This is a genomic window from Paenibacillus sp. OK076 (assembly GCF_900110055.1).
In the GTDB taxonomy this organism is placed as follows: Bacteria; Bacillota; Bacilli; order Paenibacillales; family Paenibacillaceae; genus Paenibacillus.
Genome location: NZ_FOCH01000001.1, coordinates 2,369,103 through 2,391,686, shown reverse-complemented (window position 1 = coordinate 2,391,686; position 22,584 = coordinate 2,369,103). Strand labels below are relative to the sequence as shown.

Annotated in this window: 21 protein-coding genes and 1 riboswitch; of the genes, 6 read left to right on the top strand and 15 right to left on the bottom strand. The window is 44.7% G+C overall.

The features are described 5' to 3' along the window. Nucleotides 1-144 precede the first annotated feature (144 nt). The 3 genes from BMY78_RS10680 to BMY78_RS10670 form a co-directional block, all read right to left on the bottom strand. Entirely contained in the window at nt 145-987 is an 843-nt protein-coding gene (locus BMY78_RS10680) for a formylglycine-generating enzyme family protein (RefSeq protein ID WP_090897831.1), read from the bottom strand. A 203-nt stretch (nt 988-1,190) separates the two neighbouring features. Next, nucleotides 1,191-1,823 (bottom strand): glycoside hydrolase family 11 protein, encoded by a 633-nt coding sequence (locus BMY78_RS10675; protein ID WP_090897828.1) that lies wholly within the window; start codon nt 1,821-1,823, stop codon nt 1,191-1,193. A gap of 284 nt (nt 1,824-2,107) precedes the next feature. Continuing rightward, nucleotides 2,108-3,025 (bottom strand): hypothetical protein, encoded by a 918-nt coding sequence (locus BMY78_RS10670; RefSeq protein ID WP_090897825.1) that lies wholly within the window; start codon nt 3,023-3,025, stop codon nt 2,108-2,110. Between the two features lie 315 nt (nt 3,026-3,340). On the opposite strand from BMY78_RS10670, the gene BMY78_RS10665 reads away from it, so the two are divergent. From BMY78_RS10665 to BMY78_RS10655, 3 genes are all read left to right on the top strand, one after another. Continuing rightward, on the top strand, nt 3,341-4,003 hold the full coding sequence (locus tag BMY78_RS10665; RefSeq protein WP_090897822.1) for an MBL fold metallo-hydrolase: 663 nt from the start codon (nt 3,341-3,343) through the stop codon (nt 4,001-4,003). Nucleotides 4,004-4,259: 256 nt separating this feature from the next. Next, nucleotides 4,260-5,165 carry an ArsR/SmtB family transcription factor gene (locus BMY78_RS10660; RefSeq protein ID WP_090897820.1) on the top strand — a complete coding sequence of 302 codons (906 nt, stop codon included), beginning with the start codon at nt 4,260-4,262 and terminating at the stop codon, nt 5,163-5,165. A 39-nt stretch (nt 5,166-5,204) separates the two neighbouring features. Continuing rightward, nucleotides 5,205-6,467, top strand: a complete 1,263-nt coding sequence (locus BMY78_RS10655) for an MFS transporter (RefSeq protein ID WP_090897818.1) — start codon at nt 5,205-5,207, stop codon at nt 6,465-6,467. Between the two features lie 170 nt (nt 6,468-6,637). Here the strand turns inward: BMY78_RS10655 and BMY78_RS10650 are convergent, their stop codons facing one another. Genes BMY78_RS10650 through BMY78_RS10640 form a run of 3 tightly spaced genes read right to left on the bottom strand, consistent with a single transcriptional unit; the run spans nt 6,638 to nt 8,219 of the window. Beyond that, entirely contained in the window at nt 6,638-7,123 is a 486-nt protein-coding gene (locus BMY78_RS10650; RefSeq protein ID WP_090897815.1) for a nitroreductase family protein, read from the bottom strand. A gap of 17 nt (nt 7,124-7,140) precedes the next feature. Next, complete coding sequence (locus BMY78_RS10645; RefSeq protein ID WP_256222047.1) at nt 7,141-7,725, bottom strand: nitroreductase family protein; 585 nt, start codon at nt 7,723-7,725, stop codon at nt 7,141-7,143. Nucleotides 7,726-7,736: 11 nt separating this feature from the next. Further along, nucleotides 7,737-8,219: a MarR family transcriptional regulator gene (locus tag BMY78_RS10640; RefSeq protein ID WP_090897809.1), complete on the bottom strand. Its 483-nt coding sequence runs from the start codon at nt 8,217-8,219 to the stop codon at nt 7,737-7,739. Between the two features lie 241 nt (nt 8,220-8,460). After that, nucleotides 8,461-8,542, top strand: a riboswitch (ZMP/ZTP riboswitch). 51 nt (nt 8,543-8,593) lie between these two features. On the opposite strand from BMY78_RS10640, the gene BMY78_RS10635 reads away from it, so the two are divergent. The 3 genes from BMY78_RS10635 (at nt 8,594) to BMY78_RS10625 (ending at nt 11,205) form a co-directional block, all read left to right on the top strand. Continuing rightward, entirely contained in the window at nt 8,594-9,445 is an 852-nt protein-coding gene (locus tag BMY78_RS10635; RefSeq protein WP_090897806.1) for a bifunctional 5,10-methylenetetrahydrofolate dehydrogenase/5,10-methenyltetrahydrofolate cyclohydrolase, read from the top strand. 133 nt (nt 9,446-9,578) lie between these two features. Beyond that, a complete protein-coding gene (locus BMY78_RS10630; RefSeq protein ID WP_371129129.1) occupies nt 9,579-10,376 on the top strand; it encodes a DUF817 domain-containing protein in 798 nt (265 codons plus the stop codon). A gap of 16 nt (nt 10,377-10,392) precedes the next feature. Further along, on the top strand, nt 10,393-11,205 hold the full coding sequence (locus BMY78_RS10625; protein WP_090897800.1) for an undecaprenyl-diphosphate phosphatase: 813 nt from the start codon (nt 10,393-10,395) through the stop codon (nt 11,203-11,205). A 117-nt stretch (nt 11,206-11,322) separates the two neighbouring features. On the opposite strand, the gene BMY78_RS10620 is transcribed toward BMY78_RS10625, so the two are convergent. The 9 genes from BMY78_RS10620 to BMY78_RS10580 all read right to left on the bottom strand — a co-directional run bounded on the left by BMY78_RS10620 (nt 11,323) and on the right by BMY78_RS10580 (nt 22,578). Next, nucleotides 11,323-12,015, bottom strand: a complete 693-nt coding sequence (locus tag BMY78_RS10620; protein ID WP_090897797.1) for a hypothetical protein — start codon at nt 12,013-12,015, stop codon at nt 11,323-11,325. A 267-nt stretch (nt 12,016-12,282) separates the two neighbouring features. Next, nucleotides 12,283-12,957, bottom strand: a complete 675-nt coding sequence (gene bshB2, locus BMY78_RS10615; protein WP_090902303.1) for a bacillithiol biosynthesis deacetylase BshB2 — start codon at nt 12,955-12,957, stop codon at nt 12,283-12,285. A gap of 23 nt (nt 12,958-12,980) precedes the next feature. Continuing rightward, a complete protein-coding gene (locus BMY78_RS10610) occupies nt 12,981-13,325 on the bottom strand; it encodes a YojF family protein (RefSeq protein WP_024631702.1) in 345 nt (114 codons plus the stop codon). A 101-nt stretch (nt 13,326-13,426) separates the two neighbouring features. Further along, nucleotides 13,427-14,344 carry a deoxyribonuclease IV gene (locus BMY78_RS10605; protein WP_177185702.1) on the bottom strand — a complete coding sequence of 306 codons (918 nt, stop codon included), beginning with the start codon at nt 14,342-14,344 and terminating at the stop codon, nt 13,427-13,429. 217 nt (nt 14,345-14,561) lie between these two features. Beyond that, on the bottom strand, nt 14,562-17,033 hold the full coding sequence (locus tag BMY78_RS10600; RefSeq protein ID WP_256222046.1) for a family 43 glycosylhydrolase: 2,472 nt from the start codon (nt 17,031-17,033) through the stop codon (nt 14,562-14,564). A gap of 336 nt (nt 17,034-17,369) precedes the next feature. Continuing rightward, entirely contained in the window at nt 17,370-18,698 is a 1,329-nt protein-coding gene (locus BMY78_RS10595; protein WP_090897791.1) for a family 43 glycosylhydrolase, read from the bottom strand. A gap of 51 nt (nt 18,699-18,749) precedes the next feature. Then, entirely contained in the window at nt 18,750-20,441 is a 1,692-nt protein-coding gene (locus BMY78_RS10590; RefSeq protein ID WP_090897788.1) for a carbohydrate-binding protein, read from the bottom strand. An 18-nt stretch (nt 20,442-20,459) separates the two neighbouring features. After that, nucleotides 20,460-21,320 (bottom strand): NAD-dependent epimerase/dehydratase family protein, encoded by an 861-nt coding sequence (locus tag BMY78_RS10585; protein ID WP_090897785.1) that lies wholly within the window; start codon nt 21,318-21,320, stop codon nt 20,460-20,462. Between the two features lie 34 nt (nt 21,321-21,354). After that, nucleotides 21,355-22,578, bottom strand: a complete 1,224-nt coding sequence (locus tag BMY78_RS10580; protein WP_090897782.1) for an enolase C-terminal domain-like protein — start codon at nt 22,576-22,578, stop codon at nt 21,355-21,357. Nucleotides 22,579-22,584: the final 6 nt, after the last annotated feature.

The window sequence follows — 22,584 nt, the reverse complement described above, 5'->3', positions numbered from 1 at the left end:
TGTGCATTAGAATGAAATACAAGCATTTCAAAAAGAGATGCCCTAGCTAATCTACATTAGCCTGGGCATCTCTTTAAGTTCAACGACCTACTTTGCAGCATATGAGGCCGTCCTAAAATATTTGGTTGCTTTACAACGTTTAGACTATTCTCCGCGAACCACACGAAAACCCTGATCCGGACCAAAACCATTTGCATCGAATTTGCCTCGAAAAGCGATCTCGTTATTGTTGAGACCGCCGATCCAGCCCCCGCCCTTCACAACCCGAAATGAAGCGATTTGACTCTCAGCATCGCTGTACCAGTCCCAGCACCATTCTCTTACATTGCCAGACATATCGTAGATTCCAAGCTCGTTGGGCTTTTGGGTACCAATCGATTTGGTTTTGTTTTTGTTGCTCTCTATGGCAGGCCAGTTCCAGTCTCCAGTTAAGATTTTGTCCCCGGCGTTCTTCCAATACCATGCGACTTCATCGGCGTTGTTGCTGCCGCTGTATGTGTAATTCTTGCTCTCCTGACCTCCGCTTGCGGCATATTCCCATTCCGCTTCTGTAGGCAGTCGGTAACCGTTAGTTCCCTCATTAATGGTCACTGTCCATTTTATATTATCGTTCTCATTCTTATTATTCAGGTCTTGCGTATCCTTATCGATGTTGTAATACGGCTTTAAGCCCTCTTTTATACTTCTTTGATTGCAATACTCTATTGCGTCATACCAACTCACCATTTCTACTGGTAATTGATCTCCTTTGAATCCAGAGGGGTTATTCCCCATGACATCTTCCCACTCTTTTTGAGTTACCTCATATTTCCCGATATAAAAGTTCTGAAAGGTCACACCTTTTCCAGCGTAAAATGACTTGCTGCTCTTAAACGTCCCGCCTTCCACGAATACAAGATTATCTTCTTTTTTAGGTTTATCCTGCTGCGAACAAGCACTGATTACTACCGTTATTGCTATTAAAAAAAACATTAATAGCTTTCTCATTGAAAAATCTCCTTTAAGCTAATGGGAAAATAATAGGCTATGATGCCTGTCATTCGCATCCGGCAACGTCGAAGACCGTTTATTTGACTGAAACGGCCTTCAACATATCCGGACTAATGGTAGAACTGAGGAAAAGGTGTTGAGCCTATCCCTAATGTATAAGAAACTGTTTCACTTTCATAAAATGGCTTAATTTGGATCACTTACCACACCGTTACATTGGCACTTCCGCTACTTTGATATCCTTCTGTCGCCAATACTTGATAGGACCAGCTGCTACCCAGATTCATTCCTTTGCTTTTCCAGGCGTTCACATGGTTGCTGAATGTAATCGCAGAGTTGACCCCAGTCGCTCTCTTCGACTGCCTTACACTCCAGTACTGGGCAAAGGTTTGTGTGCCATCAATAGAAGGTGCGTTGTATCGCATCGTTGTATAAATATCATACGTGCCACCATCACTGTTTACTGTACCTTTGTAAGTTCCGGTTGGTCGATACGTTCCCCAACTATCTACAACGTAATATTCAATGAGTGCATTTCTTGTCCACCCGTAGAGTGTCAAATACCCATTGCCGGATGGTGCAAAGACACCTGCATTATAGTTAACTGTCCGGTTTGGAGATCCCACATTCCAGCCTTTACCAACTACAAAGTTCCCTGTATTTTGCCATGTTACACTGTAATTACCGCCTGATCCATTAACAGCATTAACTGTTCCGCCGCCATCGGTCCAATTTTGCCAATAATCTGTCGCACTTGAGGTTGCCGCAAAGACCCCAAAACTCATGGAAGCTGCCAACACGACCGTCAACATTTTTTTGCCAAATTTAAACATATTATACCTCCCAATATGATTGTATTTGTCCTATCTACTACTTTCGTCTCATTCTCGGTTGAAGTTCTCTTAACAATTGACACTTTTTTCCTTTAACCTCCTTTCTGACTAAATTATAGAATGATAGCGGTTACATAAAAACCTGATAAACTATAGATTAATCTCTAATAAGTTTAGATTTATGTCTGCTTTCCTTCTAAAAATCGACTTGTACCTACAAGAAAACAAATATGTAAAAAGCCGCCCAGAAGGGCGGCTGAGAAAATAAATGCTATGCTTGGAAATTATATAATCCTCTCAACTTCTACTGCGTCATCTGTACCCTCAACCCACATATAATAGCGTGTTTTATCTTTATATATGCGTACTTTCGGATACAACGAATAGGATTGCAGGCTAAAAAAATTCGGCTCAACTTGCTTCCATACTTCACCATTTAAGAGTTGATAACTATTCCTTATACTGTATCCATTAAAATATTCGATCTCAGTATCAACATAATCAGTCACATTGTTTTGGAGATAATCTAAATAAGTGCTAAGAGGCTCCAATCTATTTATTTCTTCATTTAGCTGTGAGAATGGAACCTTTATATCTATGAATCCCTCTGACAATTCTGCAACTTGAGAGGGATAAAATCGAACAATTATACCATTATCGTAGTAATAAAATGGTGTGGAAGAGTTTATTGGAATATCATATATACTCTTTTCATAAATTGTAATTCCCTTATTATACTTGAGCTGAAGGTTATGAGATAAAATAGACATAAGATTGGCCTTTTTTTGATCAGAATCTACTACATCGTATAATGTAATTTGGTCACCTGTTGCAAGATCAAAATTATAAATAATGGATACATATGTTCCTATATTATCATCGCTGTAATTAAGTCCATCTGTGTAAGCTACAGATAATATTTTATTATTATTGTACGTTGTTTTCACGCTCGTTTTGTACCAAGCTACACTATTATTCTGTTGGAGTGCCTTATTGCCATTAGCTACTTCTACTGTATGTTCCTTTAAAGTATCATTTATTTTTTTTATAACTATTGCATTTCCACCACTAATTTGAACATACGGTTGACCTTTATAGGTATGTACAGCGGTTTTAACTGTTGTTGAAGCTTCCGTTGAATTTGATGAGAATAATACGTAACTCGTTAAGAATAATAGTGTTGCCAAGATTAATTTCTTCAATATGACCTTGCACCTCCAACATTTCTATACCATCTGTGTATTTACTCAATAATAAAAGTTTACCATTTTGAATTCAGTTTTTTGCTCAAATTATTGTAGCTGTGTAAGCTAAATGATCTCCCCTCCTTTTTTTTATTTTACCATTAATTTTATTTTTGAAGGAACTGTCTATATCTCAAAATGTCATCTTAACACTTTTTTTAAGAAGTTATATCCTCCCCTTCCCTTTTTTCTATCCCATATCTTTTTAGGAACTTGATTCGTTTACAAAGAGATACTTTACTTATCAATTTCTTTCTACGGAGGACGAATATTATGGAAATTTCAAAGGGAGTCGAAATGCTCCATCTGGACTATCACGGGAATGTGATCCACCCTATTCTTTTAAAGGATCATGAAATGACTATTCTAATAGACACTGGTTTTCCAGGTCAATTTGAGGATTTACGTGTGGCAATAGAGCAGGCTGGCGCTTCGATAGACCAACTAAATGCGGTGATTTTGACCCATCAGGATGTGGATCATATAGGGAATCTTCCGGAGATTTTGCAGACACGTGGCAACGCTATTAAAGTATATGCACACGAACTGGATAAGCCGTACATCCAAGGGGAACTGCCTCTGATCAAAGATAGTCACCTGAACAATCCCCCCAAGGGCACAGTGAACATTACTTTAATAGATGGTCAGGAACTGCCGTTTTGCGGCGGGATTCGCGTTATTCACACGCCTGGGCACACACCCGGTCATATCAGTCTTTATTTGAAGGAAAGTAAAACGCTCATTGCTGGGGACTCCATATACAGTGTAGACGGTATGCTTGGGGGAATTCACGCTCCGACTACACCGGATATGAATGCAGCAAAGCTCTCGTTGAAAAAGTATGCAGATCTCGACATTACATCTGTCATTTGTTACCACGGGGGATTAAGTAATGTAAAAGTGAAAGATCAGATCGCAGCACTCATCCAAGATTAAAATTTCAATATACACTTTTGGAGAGTGAGAGTATAAATCAGTTATTTTAAAATCGGACTGCTCATTTTGCTGTCAGTATAAATCATAAAGACGATTCTTCAGGTGCTCGCCCACCCGTGGAACGTCTTTTTTCGTTGAAGAGAATAGGTAACTCTTTGGGCATTTTTGTTGCAAACTTTTAACTGTTCGTATACAATGAAACAAATTAGTAGTTCTATAAATATAGAACAAGAAAGACGAGGGGAAAATTCGAGCTATGAACTACAAAGTGGAAGTTGATTTCGCGCCCATTTATGAATGTGTAAGCAGCCTGACGGTTTTCATGAGCAAACAGAATCACAATGCTCTGGATGCTGGAAAACTATGGGTCAGAGAAGTACAAGATCGGTTCGCACCTACCAAACTGCAACAAATGCGGGAGACGATGAAACTTGTAGGCGATTTTAGCCTTGCACCTTATATTTGGAGTTGTCCTGGAGAACGGTCAGTTAGTGGTTTTTTGGATTGGCTTGAAGACCTAACCACAGGCCAGCTATATGACATCGCTGCTAACGTGAAGTTGTCCGTTCCCTCCAATCTCCCGGAACTGCGCAGTCGGACATCCGAAGCGCTACGTGAATGGGATGCCCACTATTTCAGTCAAATCGATTCGGCGATTATCGAAGGCCTTGCCTTAGAAGCTGAAACCAGACGGTCCAGTCTTAACGGAACCAATGATCTTGAGGTCTATGAGGAAGCAACGGAAGGTATGCGTCTATACCCTACCCCTCTCCTCAAACAAGTGATTCTAATCCCTCAATATCATGCTCGTCCCTTTGTCACCTCAGCCATCTTTGATGAAGTGATTTTCACCAGTTACTCTGCCGATATTCTCCCACCAGCAACGGGCCGGCCTGAACATCGGTTATTGCGTCTAACACGAGCATTGTCCGATGAGACCAGATTATACATCCTCCGCCTGTTGGCTGGAAAGCAGTTAACATTCACTGAGATTGTAAGCGAGGTTAAACTTTCTAAGAGCACAGTACACTACCACCTGATTTCATTGAGGGCAGCGGGGCTTGTCATCGTGCATTATAACCAGAAAACGACCTCTTACAGCTTACGTCTTGAAGCACTCAACAAGCTTTCGGAACAGATCTCAGCTTATATTGAAGAATGATGATAATGCCCTTTAACCTACACACACGGAGGAACACTCATGCTTAAGCGCAGTTATTATGGTTTACTAGCTACGGTCACTCTGAGTTCATTTGGTGACGTATTTGGTCTTCTGGCTATGGAATGGCTTGTTTATGAAATAACCGCATCTAAGATGGCCATGGGTGCGATGGCACTAAGTTTTAGTATTCCAGAAGTGGTCATTCGATTGCTTGGCTCGCCGTTATCCGATCGGTTACACCGTGGGCGGTTCATGGCAGTGCTTGCTTCTGTTAGGTTGCTTGCTCTCTTATTACCTCTGACTCTGGGACTCGTAGGCCACTTGCAATTATGGCACCTTTTTCTGGCCGCAGGACTAAGCGGAGCATGTTCTGCCCTATTCATGCCCACCGCAATGGCCATTGTTCCCGGAGTATCAGATGAACGCAAACTGGTGCGTGCATTCGCGGTGATCGACGGTTGCCGTAATGCAGCTGCATTGTTGGGCCCAGCCTTAGCCGGAGCACTTACTGCCATAGCTGGGGCATTGCCAACGCTGGGCATTAACGCCGTTTGTTACACCGCCGCCATTGTCACGTTGCTCTATCTGCCCACAATGCAGAAGCCAGTAGCAGCCAAGTCCTCCTTTTCAATTAAGGCTTATCTCAGAGATATCCATGAAGGCTTCTCCTTTTATCGTAGCTTCCCGGCCATGCTTTCGATTATGGGAATGGTTTCGATCAGCAACATGTCTTCTGTAGCGATCTGGACGATGATGATTCCTTTTGTTCGCGAAGTGTTAGATCGGGATGCCGCTGCTATGGGTACACTCACCACGGCTTCAGCATGTGGCACATTAATAGGACTTTTGGTCATCTCGTGGATAGGTGAAATCAAAAGACGACGGACAGTCATGCTGTGCAGCCTAGCCGCCATTGGGCTTTTTAACGCCTTACTGGGCGTATTCCCAAGTTACCCGTTTGCGCTCGTTGCTTTATGTGCTGCTGGTGCAGCAGGACCTTTCTTTAGTTCTCTCAGTTCCTCATTGCATGGCACGCTTGTCCCTGGACCTCTGCAAGGCCGAGTCAACTCAATACGGTTTCTCATTGGTGGTGGACTACAGCCTGTAGGTGCTTTTGCAGGTGCAGCGGTTGCAGAACTCTATGGTCTGCCTTTCTTATTCTTGTCTTTGGGCCTGCTCCCATTGCTTTGCTCAGCCGCCGCAGCTTTCCTTCCAAACCTGAAGAATTTAGATGGTGATTTATCTACTTTACAGAATAGAACACAATTTAATTCGTATAACAAGGAAATTAAAACATTATAGAAATATCATTTATATAAAATAGATGAATCTCTCGATTAGTCGTGTGAATCCGTTCTAGCTAACTTGTAAATTACAAATCGGATACACACCCCATAAAAAAAGAACGACAATCCCGATCAAGGCATTGACGTTCCTCATTCATTTGATTTCTCTTCCCTACATCTTGCACGCTACAACAGTTCGAACTGAAGCTGAGGTTCAGTTATCTCAGCTTTCCCTTCGGGCTGTTCAGTGCCATATCCCAATTCCAGAACCGCAGCAATGCGCTCATTGCCCAGCACGCCGAACGTTTCAGCACGACTCCGGTCGTACATCCAGTCATGCAACGTACTGCGCACACCCAGGCCCTGTTCATGGGCAAGCAAACGGAAATTTTGGATCAGACAGCAGACGGCTGCAAAGTCCTCTTCCCGCTTATGATGATCCGCCTCTTCCTTCACCAGGACAAGAAGATAGGCTGGAGCGTACTCCTGCAATCCCTGCATGAGTTTCCCATTACGGTTATCGGCAAAAATAAATCGCCACGGCTCACGGAGTCCATCATTTGGCGCCCAGACCGCGTGATTGAGCAATTCGAGAATTAGCTCCTGCGACACCGGTCGATCCAAAAAGTCTTTTGGACTGTGTATGCTTCCTAGCAGATCGGTCAATTCCATTTTTACATCCTCCCCTTCTATGTAGTCTGACCCTGCAATACAGTCCACTTCTGCTCAGCTGGTGTTCTTTTTCGGCTTCTTGGCGCTTTGTCGTAATATCCCATATGAAGAATGCCAACAAATCTTTCATCCTCACGCAGTCCAATTCCTCTGAAAAAGCCTTCATTCTGAATCATGGACTCTGTATCCCACAGCATTCCTAACCCTTGTTCCCAGCCCAACAGTTGGAAGCTCTGCATCATCCCGCAGGCAGCCGCATAATTGCGGTCATTGGTCAGACGATCCGGTCCTACAGTCGACATAACAATGACGTGAGCAGGAATATCGGTAAACCTCTTTTTAAACACATCCAGCAGTTTTCCCGGAATCAACTTGCCGAGTTTGCTCTGCGACATCTCTTCCAGCATGCAGTCCACCAACCGTTTGCGTGCTTCGGGAGTACCGGCATAAACAACACGCCATGACCCAGCTTCAACAGATGGTTGAAGTCGTGTGGCCTTGTGCAGCAATTCAACAACCAACTCCTGCTCCACCGGTGCAGAATTGCATTTACGAATACTTCTTCGTTCCCTGATCAATGCTGCCAGACTCAAGTGTTTCACTCTCCTTCAGTTTATCTGGATTCCATATGCATGCTGCTGTCTTGAAGAAATTGATGTATGATTTTCAGCTCCGGTTCCGAATATTTGTCCAAAGCACGATAGAACCGTTCAGCCTCAAGCACATGTAAACGTTCATGTAGTTCAAAGATCTTTTTTCCTTGCGGCGACAACCGGAAATAGCTCTCCTTCTTGTTGTCATTCATTTTCGTACGTTTGACGAAGCCTTCCTCCAGCAGTTTGTTGCCGATCTTGGTAATGCTTGCTTTGGACAAATTCATCGCGTCGGCAATACCTGTGTTGTTAATAGGCTCATGCTTGCCAATGCAATCTATCATATGAACCGCGGTCAGGTGCTGAGGGATTTTGTCGATGCTTTCCCGCTGGGCGATACTTAGAAAATGTTCAATTTCCGTATCTTTGTGATTCTCATATACATGTAAAAATCGAATAAATTGGTCATACACTAACTGTTTAGTTCGATCGTTTGAATCCATTCAGTTATCGCTCCTTATTTACTAATAAACAATAAAAAAACTTTAAATGATTAAACTAATACAGGAATTCAATATAAAATAGTTTACTGGTTAACAATATATCACAACTGATAATCGTTATCAACTATATGACGAAGATTGTGGCTACCCGGGAAACTAATCCCCCATACAAATCAAAGTGAAATCCATTAACTATTGAACAATTCTTCTTTTTCAAGTACTATCAATCTAAACAATTTAAACGATCATATGTAACTGGCGAACACGGTGAACCGTGAGGGAGCATATGGTTTTGTAATAAGCCGTACGCCTGGGCAGAGGTAAGGAATATTTATTTCCTTGCCTCTTTTTTATGTTGAAAGGGCGATGTGAAAATGAGTACTGACACACTGATCTTAAATGGACAAACGGTAGCGGATTTTATGAAGGAAGACATGGCCTCGAAGGTTGCTATTCTGAAGGAAAAAGGCATTCAGCCTTGTCTCGCTACCATTCTCGTCGGAGATGATCCTTCCTCAGCAACCTATGTGCGTATGAAAGGAAATGCTTGTGCGCGCTTAGGCGTGCATTCCATTAAGGTCGTTCTTTCTGCGGATACCACCACAGATGAATTGATTCAAGAAATTAACAAGCTCAATGAAGACCCTTCTGTACACGGTATTTTGCTTCAGCACCCTGTACCGAATCACATCGATGAAAGAGCAGCTTTTGATGCCATCAGCATCGAGAAAGACGTTGATGGTGTAACGACCCTTGGTTTCGCACTTAATGCTTTTGGAGAAGCCGAATTCCCTTCCTGTACCCCACAGGCTATTATGCGTATTCTGGATTTCTACAATATTCAGATCGAGGGCAAACATGCAGTTGTCATCGGAAGAAGTCCAATTCTGGGCAAACCTGTCTCAGCCATGCTGCTAAACCGGAATGCAACGGTGACGACCTGCCACTCCAAAACCGTGAATCTGGAGGAAATCGTGAAGCTTGGCGATATCATTATCGCAGCCGTAGGCAAACCCCTCTTTGTTAAAGGAGACTGGATTAAACCAGGCGCTGTCGTTATTGATGCAGGTTATAACAAAGGCAATGTCGGAGATGTGGACTACGAAGCTTGCTTCGTTCCTTCTTCAGCAATTACACCTGTACCGGGCGGGGTTGGTCCAGTAACGATTGCGACGCTCATCGAACATACGATTAAATCTGCCTACAAGTTGTCTGAAAATGCATAATTGAATTAGCGCAAAAACCAGGTCCCTCCAGTGACGAGGGGCCTTATTTGTATTTGATTAAGCTCGAATTGAAAATAGGAAAATATATAGATCTTTTTTTCTCTTTTTACAATCGGACCATATCTATATTATTATGAACAAGGCTTGGGAAGGAGATAAGCATAACTTGAAACCTTTAGTACAGCTCCTGCATTTTGGTTATCATCAGGCGATGAGTTGCATTTTTCCTGTGGCGATCTTTGGAACGTTGGCCCTTTCTAGCGTAATTCAGATACCCTTTCTTTATCGCTATGATGCCATTCTGCTTGTTTTATTAACAGTCCAATACCTTATGTACCGGAGCGGATTGGAAACACGTGATGAAATCAAAGTTATATGTATATTTCACGTGATTGGATTGGTACTGGAGATGTATAAGGTGTGGATGGGTTCCTGGTCATACCCTGAGCCTGGTTATACCAAGCTCTTTGGTGTCCCTCTTTATAGCGGATTTATGTATGCAAGTGTAGCAAGCTTTATGTGTCAAATATGGCGCAGATTGCGTATGGACATGACAGGCTGGCCGGGATTTGCATCTTCGGTTCTGTTAGGGGGAGCCATCTATATCAACTTTTTCACACATCATTTTATTCCCGATTTCCGTTGGTGGTTGACCGCTCTTGTATTTATTGTTTTTCGAAAAACATGGATTATCTATCGGGTACGATTAACTACCTATCGAATGCCGTTAACACTCGCTTTTATCATCGTCGGTTTTTTCATCTGGACCGCTGAAAATATAGCTACATTTTTTAACGGCTGGAAATACCCCGACCAGCATGATTCCTGGCAGCTGGTCAGTTTTAGCAAGATCAGTTCATGGTTCCTTTTGGTGATTATTAGTGTCATCATTGTGGCCCAACTGAAATATGTCAAAGCCAATCGAAAATAATAAGTAGGAGGATATAATGGAAGACTTTATTTTATGGTTGAAATATGTGTTATTAGGTATCGTACAAGGGGCTACAGAGCCTATTCCGGTTTCTTCAAGCGGTCATTTGATTATCGTTCAACGATTGCTTGGCATGGAGCAGAACGGATTATCCTTTGAAATTTTGACGAACACCGCCTCACTGATTGCCATTATGTTTATCTTTCGGGAAGATATCAAAAAGCTTATTGTAGGAGGCTGGCGATTCCTAGTTTCTCGCAATGCGGAGTACAGAGCAGATTTTATGTTTTGTGTATACATAATTATTGGTACCCTGCCTGCTGCGATCGGGGCTGTGCTGTTCAAGGATAAAATTGAGGAAATCTTCACTTCTGTCTATACGGTTGCGATTAGTTTACTGATTACAGGGGTTGCGCTATGGCTCATTCGAAACCTTCGTGGGCGCAAAAGAGATGGAGATTTGTCTGTGAAAGACGCCATACTGGTGGGTCTGGCTCAAGCAGTGGCTCTTATTCCGGGAATAAGCCGCTCCGGTGCAACAGTCATTGCATCTATTGCTGTAGGGATGAAACACGAAACGGCGTTGAAATTTTCCTTTATGCTCTACATTCCGATTAGCATCGGCGGGGTAATTTTAGGTGCCTCTGACATCGTAACCGATCCGCACCGAGCGCAGTTGGCTATCCCTTACATTTTAGCGTTCATTACGACCCTTATCGTAACCTACTTTTCAATGAGATGGTTCATGGGAATTATGGCAAGAGGGAACTTGATTTACTTTTCATACTATTGCTTTGTCGTCGGAATTCTTTTGCTTATTTTTTTGTAAACTCGAATTTCCTTGCAACGTATAAGGGAACAACCCTCAACAGTGGGTTGTTCCCTTTTTATTGTTTTCCAAACTTGACGATCCCCGCCCTACTCGCAGATTCCGTACGAATACTCATTAAAGCTCTCCAACAACCATGGAACCCATGCCATTCGGGTCATCCATTTGTTTATGGGTGACGAGCTCTCCATGTTCGTTGAATCCCTTTATTTCATACGGAATTGTTGCGGACGAGGGTAGTGATACAAACCAGATTATGCTTTCCGGCCCCACCTCAACCATCTTGCCTTCGGTAACTACTGGTTTCTCATCCCCCTCGAACTCGACAGTTACACGCTGAATAGCTGGGTCTAATATATGTCCAAACAGCATAGGGAAAGGTGTCGATATATGATTCAATTCAGGTATGCTCATATAATCCATTGCAGACGTGAATTGAGATGATTCACCAATAGAATATCCGCCACCCCAAGCCCACTTCCATCCGAATATTATTTTCCGAGCATACTCCATCTGAAGATTGCTGTTATTCTCTTGGCCGGATTTTTGTTTAAACAAAATTATGCCCCCGTCTACCGGTTCTTGATGAATGATGTGTAATGAATTATCATTATTTCTAAACTTCTGAATCGCTTCTTCAGCAGTTTTCCCTATAGGAATATGCATCGTTTCACTCATTCCCATTGCTTTGGACATGCGCCGATCGGCTAGTCCGCCAGGTCTGTCATTCACATAAACAAATGCGATGCATGATATGAGCAAAAGTAAAATGAGTATCGCAGTAATTCGAATAATTCGTTTGCTTCGCATTTTTGGTCTCCCCCCCTGATATCAAATCATAATTTTCTGTTTGCGGCCGTGTCGTTTCATGGGTTTCCTCATTCTCTGTCATGGGAGTTGAAACCGACTCATTGGTTTGTAGAACGAAGTTCTTTCAATTGTATCACTCTTTGCAGGAACTCATCAGATTATCTCCCTCACTCCAATTAACACTCAAACAACATCACATGTTTAAAACGAAAAAAAGTCGCCATAATGGCGACTTTTTACGTGAATTAGATTGTACAGATTGTAAAATTAATCGAACTTATAGGTCCAAAATGCTTCTCTTCCAAACCGATTTCGGATTTGTTCATCGTCCAATTTCCCCTTGCCGACAAGTTCCGGCGCTTGGAATTGTGAACGGTGAGCTCGAATCGACGCCATTTTCTTGGCAAGGAATCCGCTCACGTCTTCAATCACATCCGCTTTCCCGATGCTCTCCTCGTGATTGTTCGAGAATGCACAGCAGTAGACGATAGGTCTCTCTTCAGCGGGTAATCGGCCAATCGTTCGCGTAACCGCAGCTCCGGTTGCATCATGATCGGGATGTACGCTATACCCGGGATAGAACGTAATGACCAGTGACGGTTTAAGCTCCTTGATGAGCGCCAAAATGTGGCCATCTAGCAGCTCAGGGTCTTCAAACTCGATCATTTTATCATGAAAACCGAGCATCCTTAAGTCTTGAATACCAATCGCATTGGAGGACTCTATGAGTTCATCCTTACGGATTATTGGCAAGGTGACCCGGTTGGCAAATGGAGGAATGCCCATATTACGTCCCATCTCCCCTAGAGTCAGGCAAGCATAAGTGACTTGAGCACCGCCTTCTATGTACTTCGCCAACGTTCCCGAAGCAGTGAATGCTTCATCATCCGGATGGGGAAACACAACTAAAATGCGCTGATGTTCAATCTGTTTGTTATTCATGCTTATTTGATCCTCCGCTTTCATCAGAACAATTCCCGACTAAGTTGTAAAGCTACAACCAGCTTTCCTTGACTATCGTGACCAGCCAGGATGAGTCGTTCTTGTTCCAGCTCGTCAATGTGTGTAAGTCCTTCAGCGTATATCCAGCCGTGAGTGGTTTTTAAACCAACTCGGTATGGGCCTGTGCCCGAGATAGATCCTTGCGTATATCGTATGACCGCATTGGAAATGAATGCCGACCCCGGATGCCTTGTGCTATCGAAGTGACTGGCGTAAGCACCTGACGTGAGTTCGAGGTGTAAATATAGGTCCTGATCGAGAAGTTGATTGATCCGGTGTTGGATGTCTTGAGGCTCTATTGGCTGCATGGCGGCCTCCTTTTTAGTATAAAATAACGTTCTACATCCATTTTAACATATGTCCCGTGAGAATAAACATGGAATGAGTGAGCGAATGTTTAGAATACTCTCTATTTACTGTTTTCTAAAGAATCCTCTTCCTTCTGCACGGGTTCGGAGCACTCTCTTCTTAACAAGGCAATTTCATGTCGATAAGGTGCACTTTTATATTTTATTTTGCCAATCGACGGCGTCTCAAGCAGTTTCGGAAGTGACACGAGCTGGGGATGATGTACGATATAATCCAAAGCCTGGAGTCCGATATGTCCGTGTCCGATGTTCTCATGGCGATCTTTCCTCGATCCCCGCACATTCTTGGAATCATTGATGTGCAGTACTTTCAAGCGATCAAGGCCAATTACCTCGTCAAACTGCTCAAGTACCCCATCAAAATGATGAACAATATCGTATCCGGCATCATGAACATGACAAGTATCCAGACATATGGAAATCCGTTCATTCCGCTGCACGCCATCGATAATCTTTGCCAGTTCTTCAAAGCTTGTTCCGCACTCTGTTCCCTTTCCCGCCATCGTCTCTAACGAAATCTGTACCTCCGGGTGATTATCGTCTTGTAATACTTCGTTTAACCCCCGAATGATTTGTCGAATACCGATGTTCAATCCAGCGTTTACGTGGGCTCCGGGGTGAAGAACAAGCTGATTTGATCCAAGCGATGCCGTTCGTTCGATCTCATCCCGCAAGAATTGTACGCTAAAATCAAACACCTCTCGCTTGTAACTGTTGGCGAGATTAATCAGGAATGGAGCATGCACGACAATATTGGAAATGCCGTGCTGCTTCATGTGCAAATGACCTGCTTCTATATTATATTGCGAAATAGGTTTTCGTTTCGAATTCTGCGGTGCGCCGGTGTACATCAGAAAAGTAGATGCACCATAAGAAGCGGCTTCTTTACTAGCCTGGAGAAGCATCTCTTTTCCTCCAAAGGATACATGCGATCCAATCAGCAGATCACTACTTTTCATTACCAACCACCCTCTCCTGTCGAATCCATCATTCAATTATCAATGAAATGGGTTGGATTGGCTAATGGGAAATGACGGTGGTGAAGGAGATCAGAGGAAGGCACTCCCGGGTTGCAATAACTTGTATAGTAAAAGCAAGAAAGCCGCCAATTGGCGGCTTAATATGCATTCCAGTTCTCGTTACAATCATTTTCATCCTCAACGCTTGGCTTCCGGTTCAGGGAGTAACCGATACGTTATCGAAATGTGTATGCTTGTTTGCCGTTCTAACACCGATTTTGCCATGCGTGAACGGATTCAGGCTGTTGTCTGTATAATCGATCTTCGGGTTGACCATATCATCCACATAAACTTTGATGTTTGTACCATTAACGGCAACTTTCATATGATACCAGGTATTGGTGGAATATGACTGCGCGTTGCTCTTGAGGAGTGCCCAATTATAATTCATCTTGCCCAGACTGACTCCGCTAGTGGTCAGATAAGCATAATATCCTTGTAGAGCATCATAATTGTTCTGGCCTAGCTCTGTGCCATGGGATGGATTGGACACTCTGACAAGTAAACCCCCATCTCCCCCCGAGTCAATCATCTTGATATCCGCCTCGACCGTATAATCCGCCCATCCTGTATCCCCAAATGTCGATTTGGCAGGTCCGGTGCTCCCTGCACTGTATTCACCATTCTCTACAGCCCAGGTTCCTTCAAACCGTGTCCATCCATTGTCGTCGCCGTCGTTAAAATTATCACTTACACTTGTCACATCAGCATTCTTATGAAACGTCATTCTTGAGAAATCAGCTTCGCCTGTTACGAATTCAACCTTTAATTCCCGTTGTCCAGCGTTTAAATAGACCTTTTTCTTGGAAATACTTTTCCAATTATCCCATCCGCCCGTATTAGGTACATTGACGATACCCGTTAAGTCAGTCGAACCATCCCACACTCGAATCTGAGCCCCGTCCAAAGAAGTAGCCATGCGAAAATCAATATTGTAATACCCACTTGACTCCACGTTTACTTTGTATTTGTACCATTCTCCGGTCTGATTCCAGCCCAAGTTGAACAGTCCTTCGTTATTCAGGCGAATATCCCCGGCATCAGTCCGATAAGCCCCGCCCAGGTTCCCAGCCGTTGTATCGTGATAAGCGACACCTTCGCCTCCTTTCATATAATGAACGGCCTCGATTGTACCTGGAATTGGCTTGGAGGCATTCCATGCACTGCTTCCGTTTACATCGTTGTTAAAAGCAGTATAGCCGAAGTCCGCATGCGTATCCTCTGTCAGAACACCAATTTTGCCTGCTCCTATATTGGCGGTACGCATTGCTTTGAACATACCATCTACGTAGTATTTAAACGTTGATCCCGATTTTTCTATCCGTATGTTATGCCATTTCGAATAATTGAAGTCGGCAGGCAGATCGAATGTTTGCCAAGCCTGATCTACACCGTTAATTCGGAAAAATGTCTCAAGTCTTTTGTTTTTCGAACTGATCAGCGCAACACCGTAATTGTTCTCATTCGTATAGGAGAATGTAGCGCCGTATCTCGGATTGGTGGACGTTCCCCGGTTCATTTCCTTCATGTTAAATTCAGCTGTATAATCCGACGCGCTGCTCGAAGCGGTCACTTGTTTATACCAAGTTGAGCTGCCCATTGAATTTTGCCACATGAGTTCCTGATTGTAGATGCCCCAATTACCACCGTTCACGTTGGACCACTTGCTTCCGATTGCAGAACGATCGAAGTAGTCATAGAACACAGGCATTTCTGGATTGGGTTGATCCGTTGATGTCGGACCTTGCACAATCATCTTGTCGTTATTCCATACAATTCGGTCCATGTTCAGATGCCGCAGTGGTCCAATTATTCCGTTACCTTCCAAATTGTGATACATCATATAGTGAGTGTCCAGATTAGGTCCTGTTACTACAGTGTTGTGTCCTAATCCCACGGTTGGACCCTCTGTACGAATTAATACCGGGTTAGTGCTATCCGTAACATATCCGGACCTCGGACCTGTGGTGCTAACAGCCACATCGACCCGATATCCTTTGCTAAATACATGGTTACCTGTATAAGTCATATAGTATTTTCCATTTCGTTTGAAGACGGTTGAACCCTCCGTCCAGCCTCCCATCCCCACTCCTGTTGACGCACTCACTCCGATCTCAGTCGGACTGCTCATCGGTGCTGCATCTATGCGGCCCTGTGCTGCGTGATAGAAGCTGAACGAGCCATCATCGTCAATGAACACATTACCGTCAATCGACTTTCCAAGGTTGCCCGTTACTACATTGAAGGGTCCGGTAGGACTTGTGCTGCTCAGCACGTAATGTCCTTTTCCGGCAGGTGATGTATACATGTAGAACATGCCATTCCAGTAAACAACTTCAGGAGCATAAGCTCCGTGCGTAATGGGATCTGTTGCAGCTAATCCACGGTACGACCAATTCACCAGGTCTTTGGAGCTCCAGACTTTGACACCGTCGTCCGTATCTCTTGTGCTTACATACAGGTAATAGTATCCATTAAATTTCAAAACATAGGGGTCCCCGAGTCCATATTGTCCCCATTCATCCGGTAACGTTTGCGGATTTTGATAGGCTGTGGCAGGGAGTGGCACTGACGAAACCATTAATAAAATGACCAACAGCGTGAACATGAATCGACGACTCTTCCTCACATGATTTCCTCCTAGTCTGTTTTTTTGTTACCGCTTACAAATACATCAAGGTTCTCTACGTGCGCTTCTGTCTTACATCCGAAGAACTTGTTTTCTTCTGCACAACGGTTAACCCTCATAACCGTAGGTACAGACATAATCCTGTCTCTTCATCGGGTGTTGAAATCTAGCATAAAGTAAGCCGTTACAAATAGAAATAACATTTCGTTGTCATTCATTTGGCATTTTGTTGGAAAAAAGGGCTTATCTTTTTTAGAACTCACTCGTTCATATTTACAAGAAAAAACCTCAGGAAAACTCTCCTGAGGTTTAGACGTCTATCCCGTTTCTTACGTATTAATCCAACAACGGCGTAACGGTGAGACTTAAAAGATTGATCTCGCCATGTCCACCTGAAATTTTAATTGTGTTAACATTGCCTGGCTCCAAAGGAACGGTGATATTGGTGATTCCGCCGAACTCCTGCAAACCGCCAGTGGATAGCGCATTCAGCAAGGAATAGTCCTGGTCATTGACCGTCAGATGCAATTTGGCTAGTCGTTCGCCTGTCGCATAATGAAGCTCAATCGATGCTCTGCCGCCTTCGCCTCCATCTATATTTTTGAACAAGGCGTACGCTTCTGAGGATTGAAGATTCCCGACAACGGTTTGCCCGGATTGCAATGTCCTGATTTCAGCTCCTCCAAAAACCTGACTAGCTGCACCCGCATAAACCCTCCGGGGCTGGACAGGAACCGGGGCTGGACCGACGGAGGACACACCTTCCCTTGTCTGAACCACAGGTCTGATGGAACCATCTTCATCGAACTCCAGATAGTCGATACATACGCTGCGCAGCGTACCTTCTCCAGAGATCGCTTGATTGTGATAAAAAAGATACCATTGCCCTTTGAATTCCACTACAGAGCCATGGGTTGTGGAACAGCCTGTCGGCTCCAGAAAAATCCCTCGGTACGTCCATGGGCCAAGCGGATTCTCGCTTGTTGCGTATCTCATACGGTTGTTGTCTTCCAGATTGTCCGCATAGGTAAGATAATAAAGATTGTTTCTTTTGAACACCCAGGCCGCTTCGTGAAAATCCTCAAGTCCTTGCATTTCTGTCATGCCGTTCTCCAGAGACATCATATCTTCATTGAGCTTGCCTCCCAGACAGACACTTCCCCCACCATAGTAGATATAGGCGCTATTGTCATCGTCTACGACTACACACGGGTCAATCAGTGCAAACCCGCCAAGCCCCTCGATATACCCTTGATCCGTAAAGCCATGCGCTGGATAGCGACTGGTGGCAACCCCGATCTTCCAGGAATCATTCCAGTTCGAATCACTTGGATGCGGATAATAGAAGTAATAGGTCCCATTCTTGTATGCACAGTCAGGCGCCCACATGAAGCCGCCCTCCGGTCTGCCCCAGGAAACGTCGTCTGAACGGAGTATTTCCCCTTCATCCAACCAGTGAACCATATCCTCCGAGGAGAAAACATGATATCTGTCCATGAGATCGCATCCTCTGGCTGGGTCCATGTCATGAGATGCGTAAATATAAATTTTACCATCATTCCATACATGGGCCGAAGGATCTGCTGTATATATCGATGTGATTGCCGGATTCATGGATGTAGTCTTTTGGCCTGTGGTTTCAAAGTCAATATCATTAGTAGTCATTTTATATCCTCCTGAACGTATACGAACTTGTTAAATCATGCCATTTGGGCTCTATCGATGACTTGTTGGATGGTTTGCCGTCACTGGAATCTGGTTTTTGAACATGCGATTGATATCTCCTGCAAGTCGGAGGTAAAAGTCAGAAGATACGGCAACACCGTCGGCATCCAGCGTCAGAAAATATGGATTGGTTGGAATCATGGAGCTGTTCTCTGCCGCCTTAGCAATGGCAGTACCTTCATCGTATTCGTCAAACATCGCAACATATCCGGTATTGATACCTATACTCTTCAGATTGTAGGCCTGCCTCCACATGAAGTCACCATGCAAACGCGGGATTTGGTTTTTTGCACCACCGGTCATGTTGGACCATGCGAAACCCGGCCAGATAACGGGCTGATAATCAATTCCATTCTGCTGGGTGAAGGCCAGGTCAGGCTGAAGTAAATTTGTTTTGAAATTGTCGGCTTCCTGAATATTACCGAAGCGGCCAACGGACCAAGGCGAGATCATATCCAACGATTTGTAGACGTTCATGAAGTCGGATCGGGAGTCATTGTTACCCGTTCTCCAATACGTAGGCACGCCGCCGATCACATAGATCCCCTGGTTTTTGAACCAACCGATCAAATCGGCCGCCTCTGCTGCAGTACCTGGCCGATCCGTGAAGCCAATACCCCAGATACAAACAACCATCTTGCCGTTCTGTTTTGCATAGGCCGAAGATGATGGGAGGTGCATGTTGTTCACAACATTGGTCGTCCAGTCATGCTTAACTGCCTGTACCCAATTGCTCGCATTCATGCCGGTAATGTCATACATGACATAGAACTTGCGATTATAGGATTCCGCGGCATTCTTAACTTTGACGGCCACGCTGTCCCGGTTGCTTTTCCAGTTGTTAGGTGTGTCACTCTCATCTGCGCCGAACCGTTGCAATGCTGCACCGTCGATATTGTAGGTTTGCATCCACTCAAAATGTTTGTTGACTGTCTCCTGATCGTATGAGGAAAACAATTTGGCAGGAGAACCATTACCAAGGTTCGCCAGACTTGTCTGATACAGCTTGGAATATTCGCGAAGGTCTGGATACAACTCGAAATTCACGTTGCTATTTGCTGATGGCGCACTGCTATTTTTGGACCAGTGCACCCAGCCTCCGTTCGGCGAGCCATCTCCGGCTGCGTTGAACCAGCCTTGATACCCGGCATACAGTTTGCCTACGACATCGCCTCCGCTGCCTGAGGAGGAAGCACTGAACTTGAACCAGAGTAGGTTGAACAAATTTCCGGTTCCGCCAGTGAATTTAAGATAGACCGTGTGTACACCAGTGGCACCACTGATCGACCCCGACTTGGTTTGCCAGGATTGCCATCCACCCGTGCCTGGAACTGCAACAGTACCCGCAAGTATCCCGTTTAGGCTATCCAGACGGACCTCAATCGTACCGCCACTGTTATTACTGGCCACTCTCACGTCGATTGAATTGGCACCGCTGCCAAAATCCACATTGTTGAATACAATGTAATCGCCGTTGTCGATAAATGCGACATTTTGCCCTCCTTCGCTGGAACTTTCCAGTTGGACTCCGGATTGACTGTTATAACTGGAAGCCTGTGTTTGATTAAACGCGGAAGCTGCTGATACGATGGAAGGAGAAATAGACAAACACAACGTAAGAATCAATAATGCCGCACTTGCAAAAGCCAAAACCTTCTTGTTTTTTTGCATGAAATTTAGCATAGTATCCCCCTATTCATATTAGTTGCGCGTAAGCTGCTCCTGTTCTTCATCCGCCCACGAATGCATCGGACCACCCCAGGATAGAACGTTTTTCACCATTCCATTACTAACAATGGCTTCTCGATTAGAGAAAGGTGTTCGTAGATCTTTGACATCGGGATAGAAGGTGGCGAGCAATTCTGTCGTTTGGCGATCACTTAACGTATCATTAGCAGTAACATTAACGTGAACAGCCCCATCATAATCAGCGTGCAGAGCAGCCAAACAAGCATCCACGGCATCCCTGATATCAATGTAGCTCCACAATATGTGCTTGAACGTTTCCGCTTTCGCAATAGCCAGATGTCTGTACTCTCCTGGTCCAACAATCATTGAAAAACGGAGGGAAATCACCTGCATCCCGCTTCTCCGATGAAACATCTCGGCAGTGACCTCATTAACGATCTTGGACAGGCCGTAACATTCCTGCGGCTGTTGCGGATGCTGTTCATCCACCGGGAAATAATCGGGAGCGAAGGGTTTGTTGGCCCAGGCAAATCCGTAGGATGATTCACTGGAGCCCATGACCACCTTTTTTATACCGAGCAAAGAGGCTGCTTCCAGCACATGGTATCCGGAAAGTGTATTATTAGCGAAAATGTAGGTGTGTGGGTAGTGAAGCGGCGCAGGAATCGCTGCCAGATGGATAATCGCATCCACTCCGGCAAGCGCTCCCACGACTTGACCATAATCGTTCAGATCGACAATAATCTGTCTGCAACGCACCCGGTCAGATAGGTGTTTATCCAGCGATACGACATCATGACCTTGTAATTGCAGCTTCTCAATGACCTGTGAACCCAGCTTTCCGCCTCCGCCTGTAACTGCAATCGTCTTCATTCCTATATCTCTCCTGTCTGTTCTTGTCACTTCGTTAGGGTCGCACCAATGTCCCATCCGCTTTGCGGTCCAGAGGATACGGCCGATGATATTTGTTGGGATCCCATGAGTCACTTCGTAATGATTTGGCCTTCACTTCATCCAGTTCAATGCCCAGTCCCGGTTTATTGGAAGGATACAGATATCCGCCCTCTCTGACGATATGTCCCGGGAATGCCTGCAACTCATGAGGTTTAAAATGATTGATTTCCTGGATACCAAAGTTCCACAGGGCCATATCCAGATGGACAGCAGCTGCCTGGTTAACAGGATCATTCTCCCCACCCTCCTGCCAGGCTGTTCGTACTCCGTAGGCTTCGCCCAGCGTAGCGATCTTGCGACAAGCGCTGATTCCGCCTGCTTTCGATACCCGAACTCTGATAAAATCGATCAACTTCTCTTGAATCAAACCAGTCCACTCCTGAGGATTAACAAATAATTCTCCCACGGCCTGCGGCGTAGCACTCTGTTGACGAAGCTGTCGATACCATCCGATCTGTTCCGGCGCAAGTGCATCTTCCAGAAAGAATAGATGATAAGGCTCCAGCCGCTTCGACAGCTGAATGGCATGAATGGGAGATAAATGCTCATGCACATCATGAGTAAACTGAATCCCATTACCAAATTCCAGACGCAACTTCTCGAACATGTCAGGGATGGCATGCAGATACGCATGTTCATCGAATACAGGACCGCTGCTCCAGGGCTCGCGCGGCAAATTTGCGTCCTCGCCGCTGACAAATCCCCCGCCACCGTAGCCTCCCATTTGCACTCGAATGACCGTGTATCCTTCTTCCATAAAACGAGAAACGTCTTCTTTCAACTCGCTGATATCAGCACCTCCGGCATGGCCGTAACAGGGAACTGCCGAACGGCAGGCCCCTCCTAACAATTGATATACCGGCAGATTCGCTTCCTTGCCCTTGATATCCCACAGGGCCATGTCAATTCCACCAATGGCCGTATGAAGTATTGCCCCATTTCTCCAATATCCGCTCATATGCATGAGATGCCACAAATCTTCAATCTGGGATGCATCCCTTCCTACGAGTAATGGTGCCAGCAGTTGCTCGATGACCTGTACCACCGCTTCGGGATTATAAAGATCGGAAGCAGAACCCAATCCGTAAAGACCATCCTGATCCGTCGAAATCTTCACAATGGTCCAGCTTCCGTCGTGCCTTGTACGTATGCATTCTATCCGTGTAATTTTAGCCATGTGCTC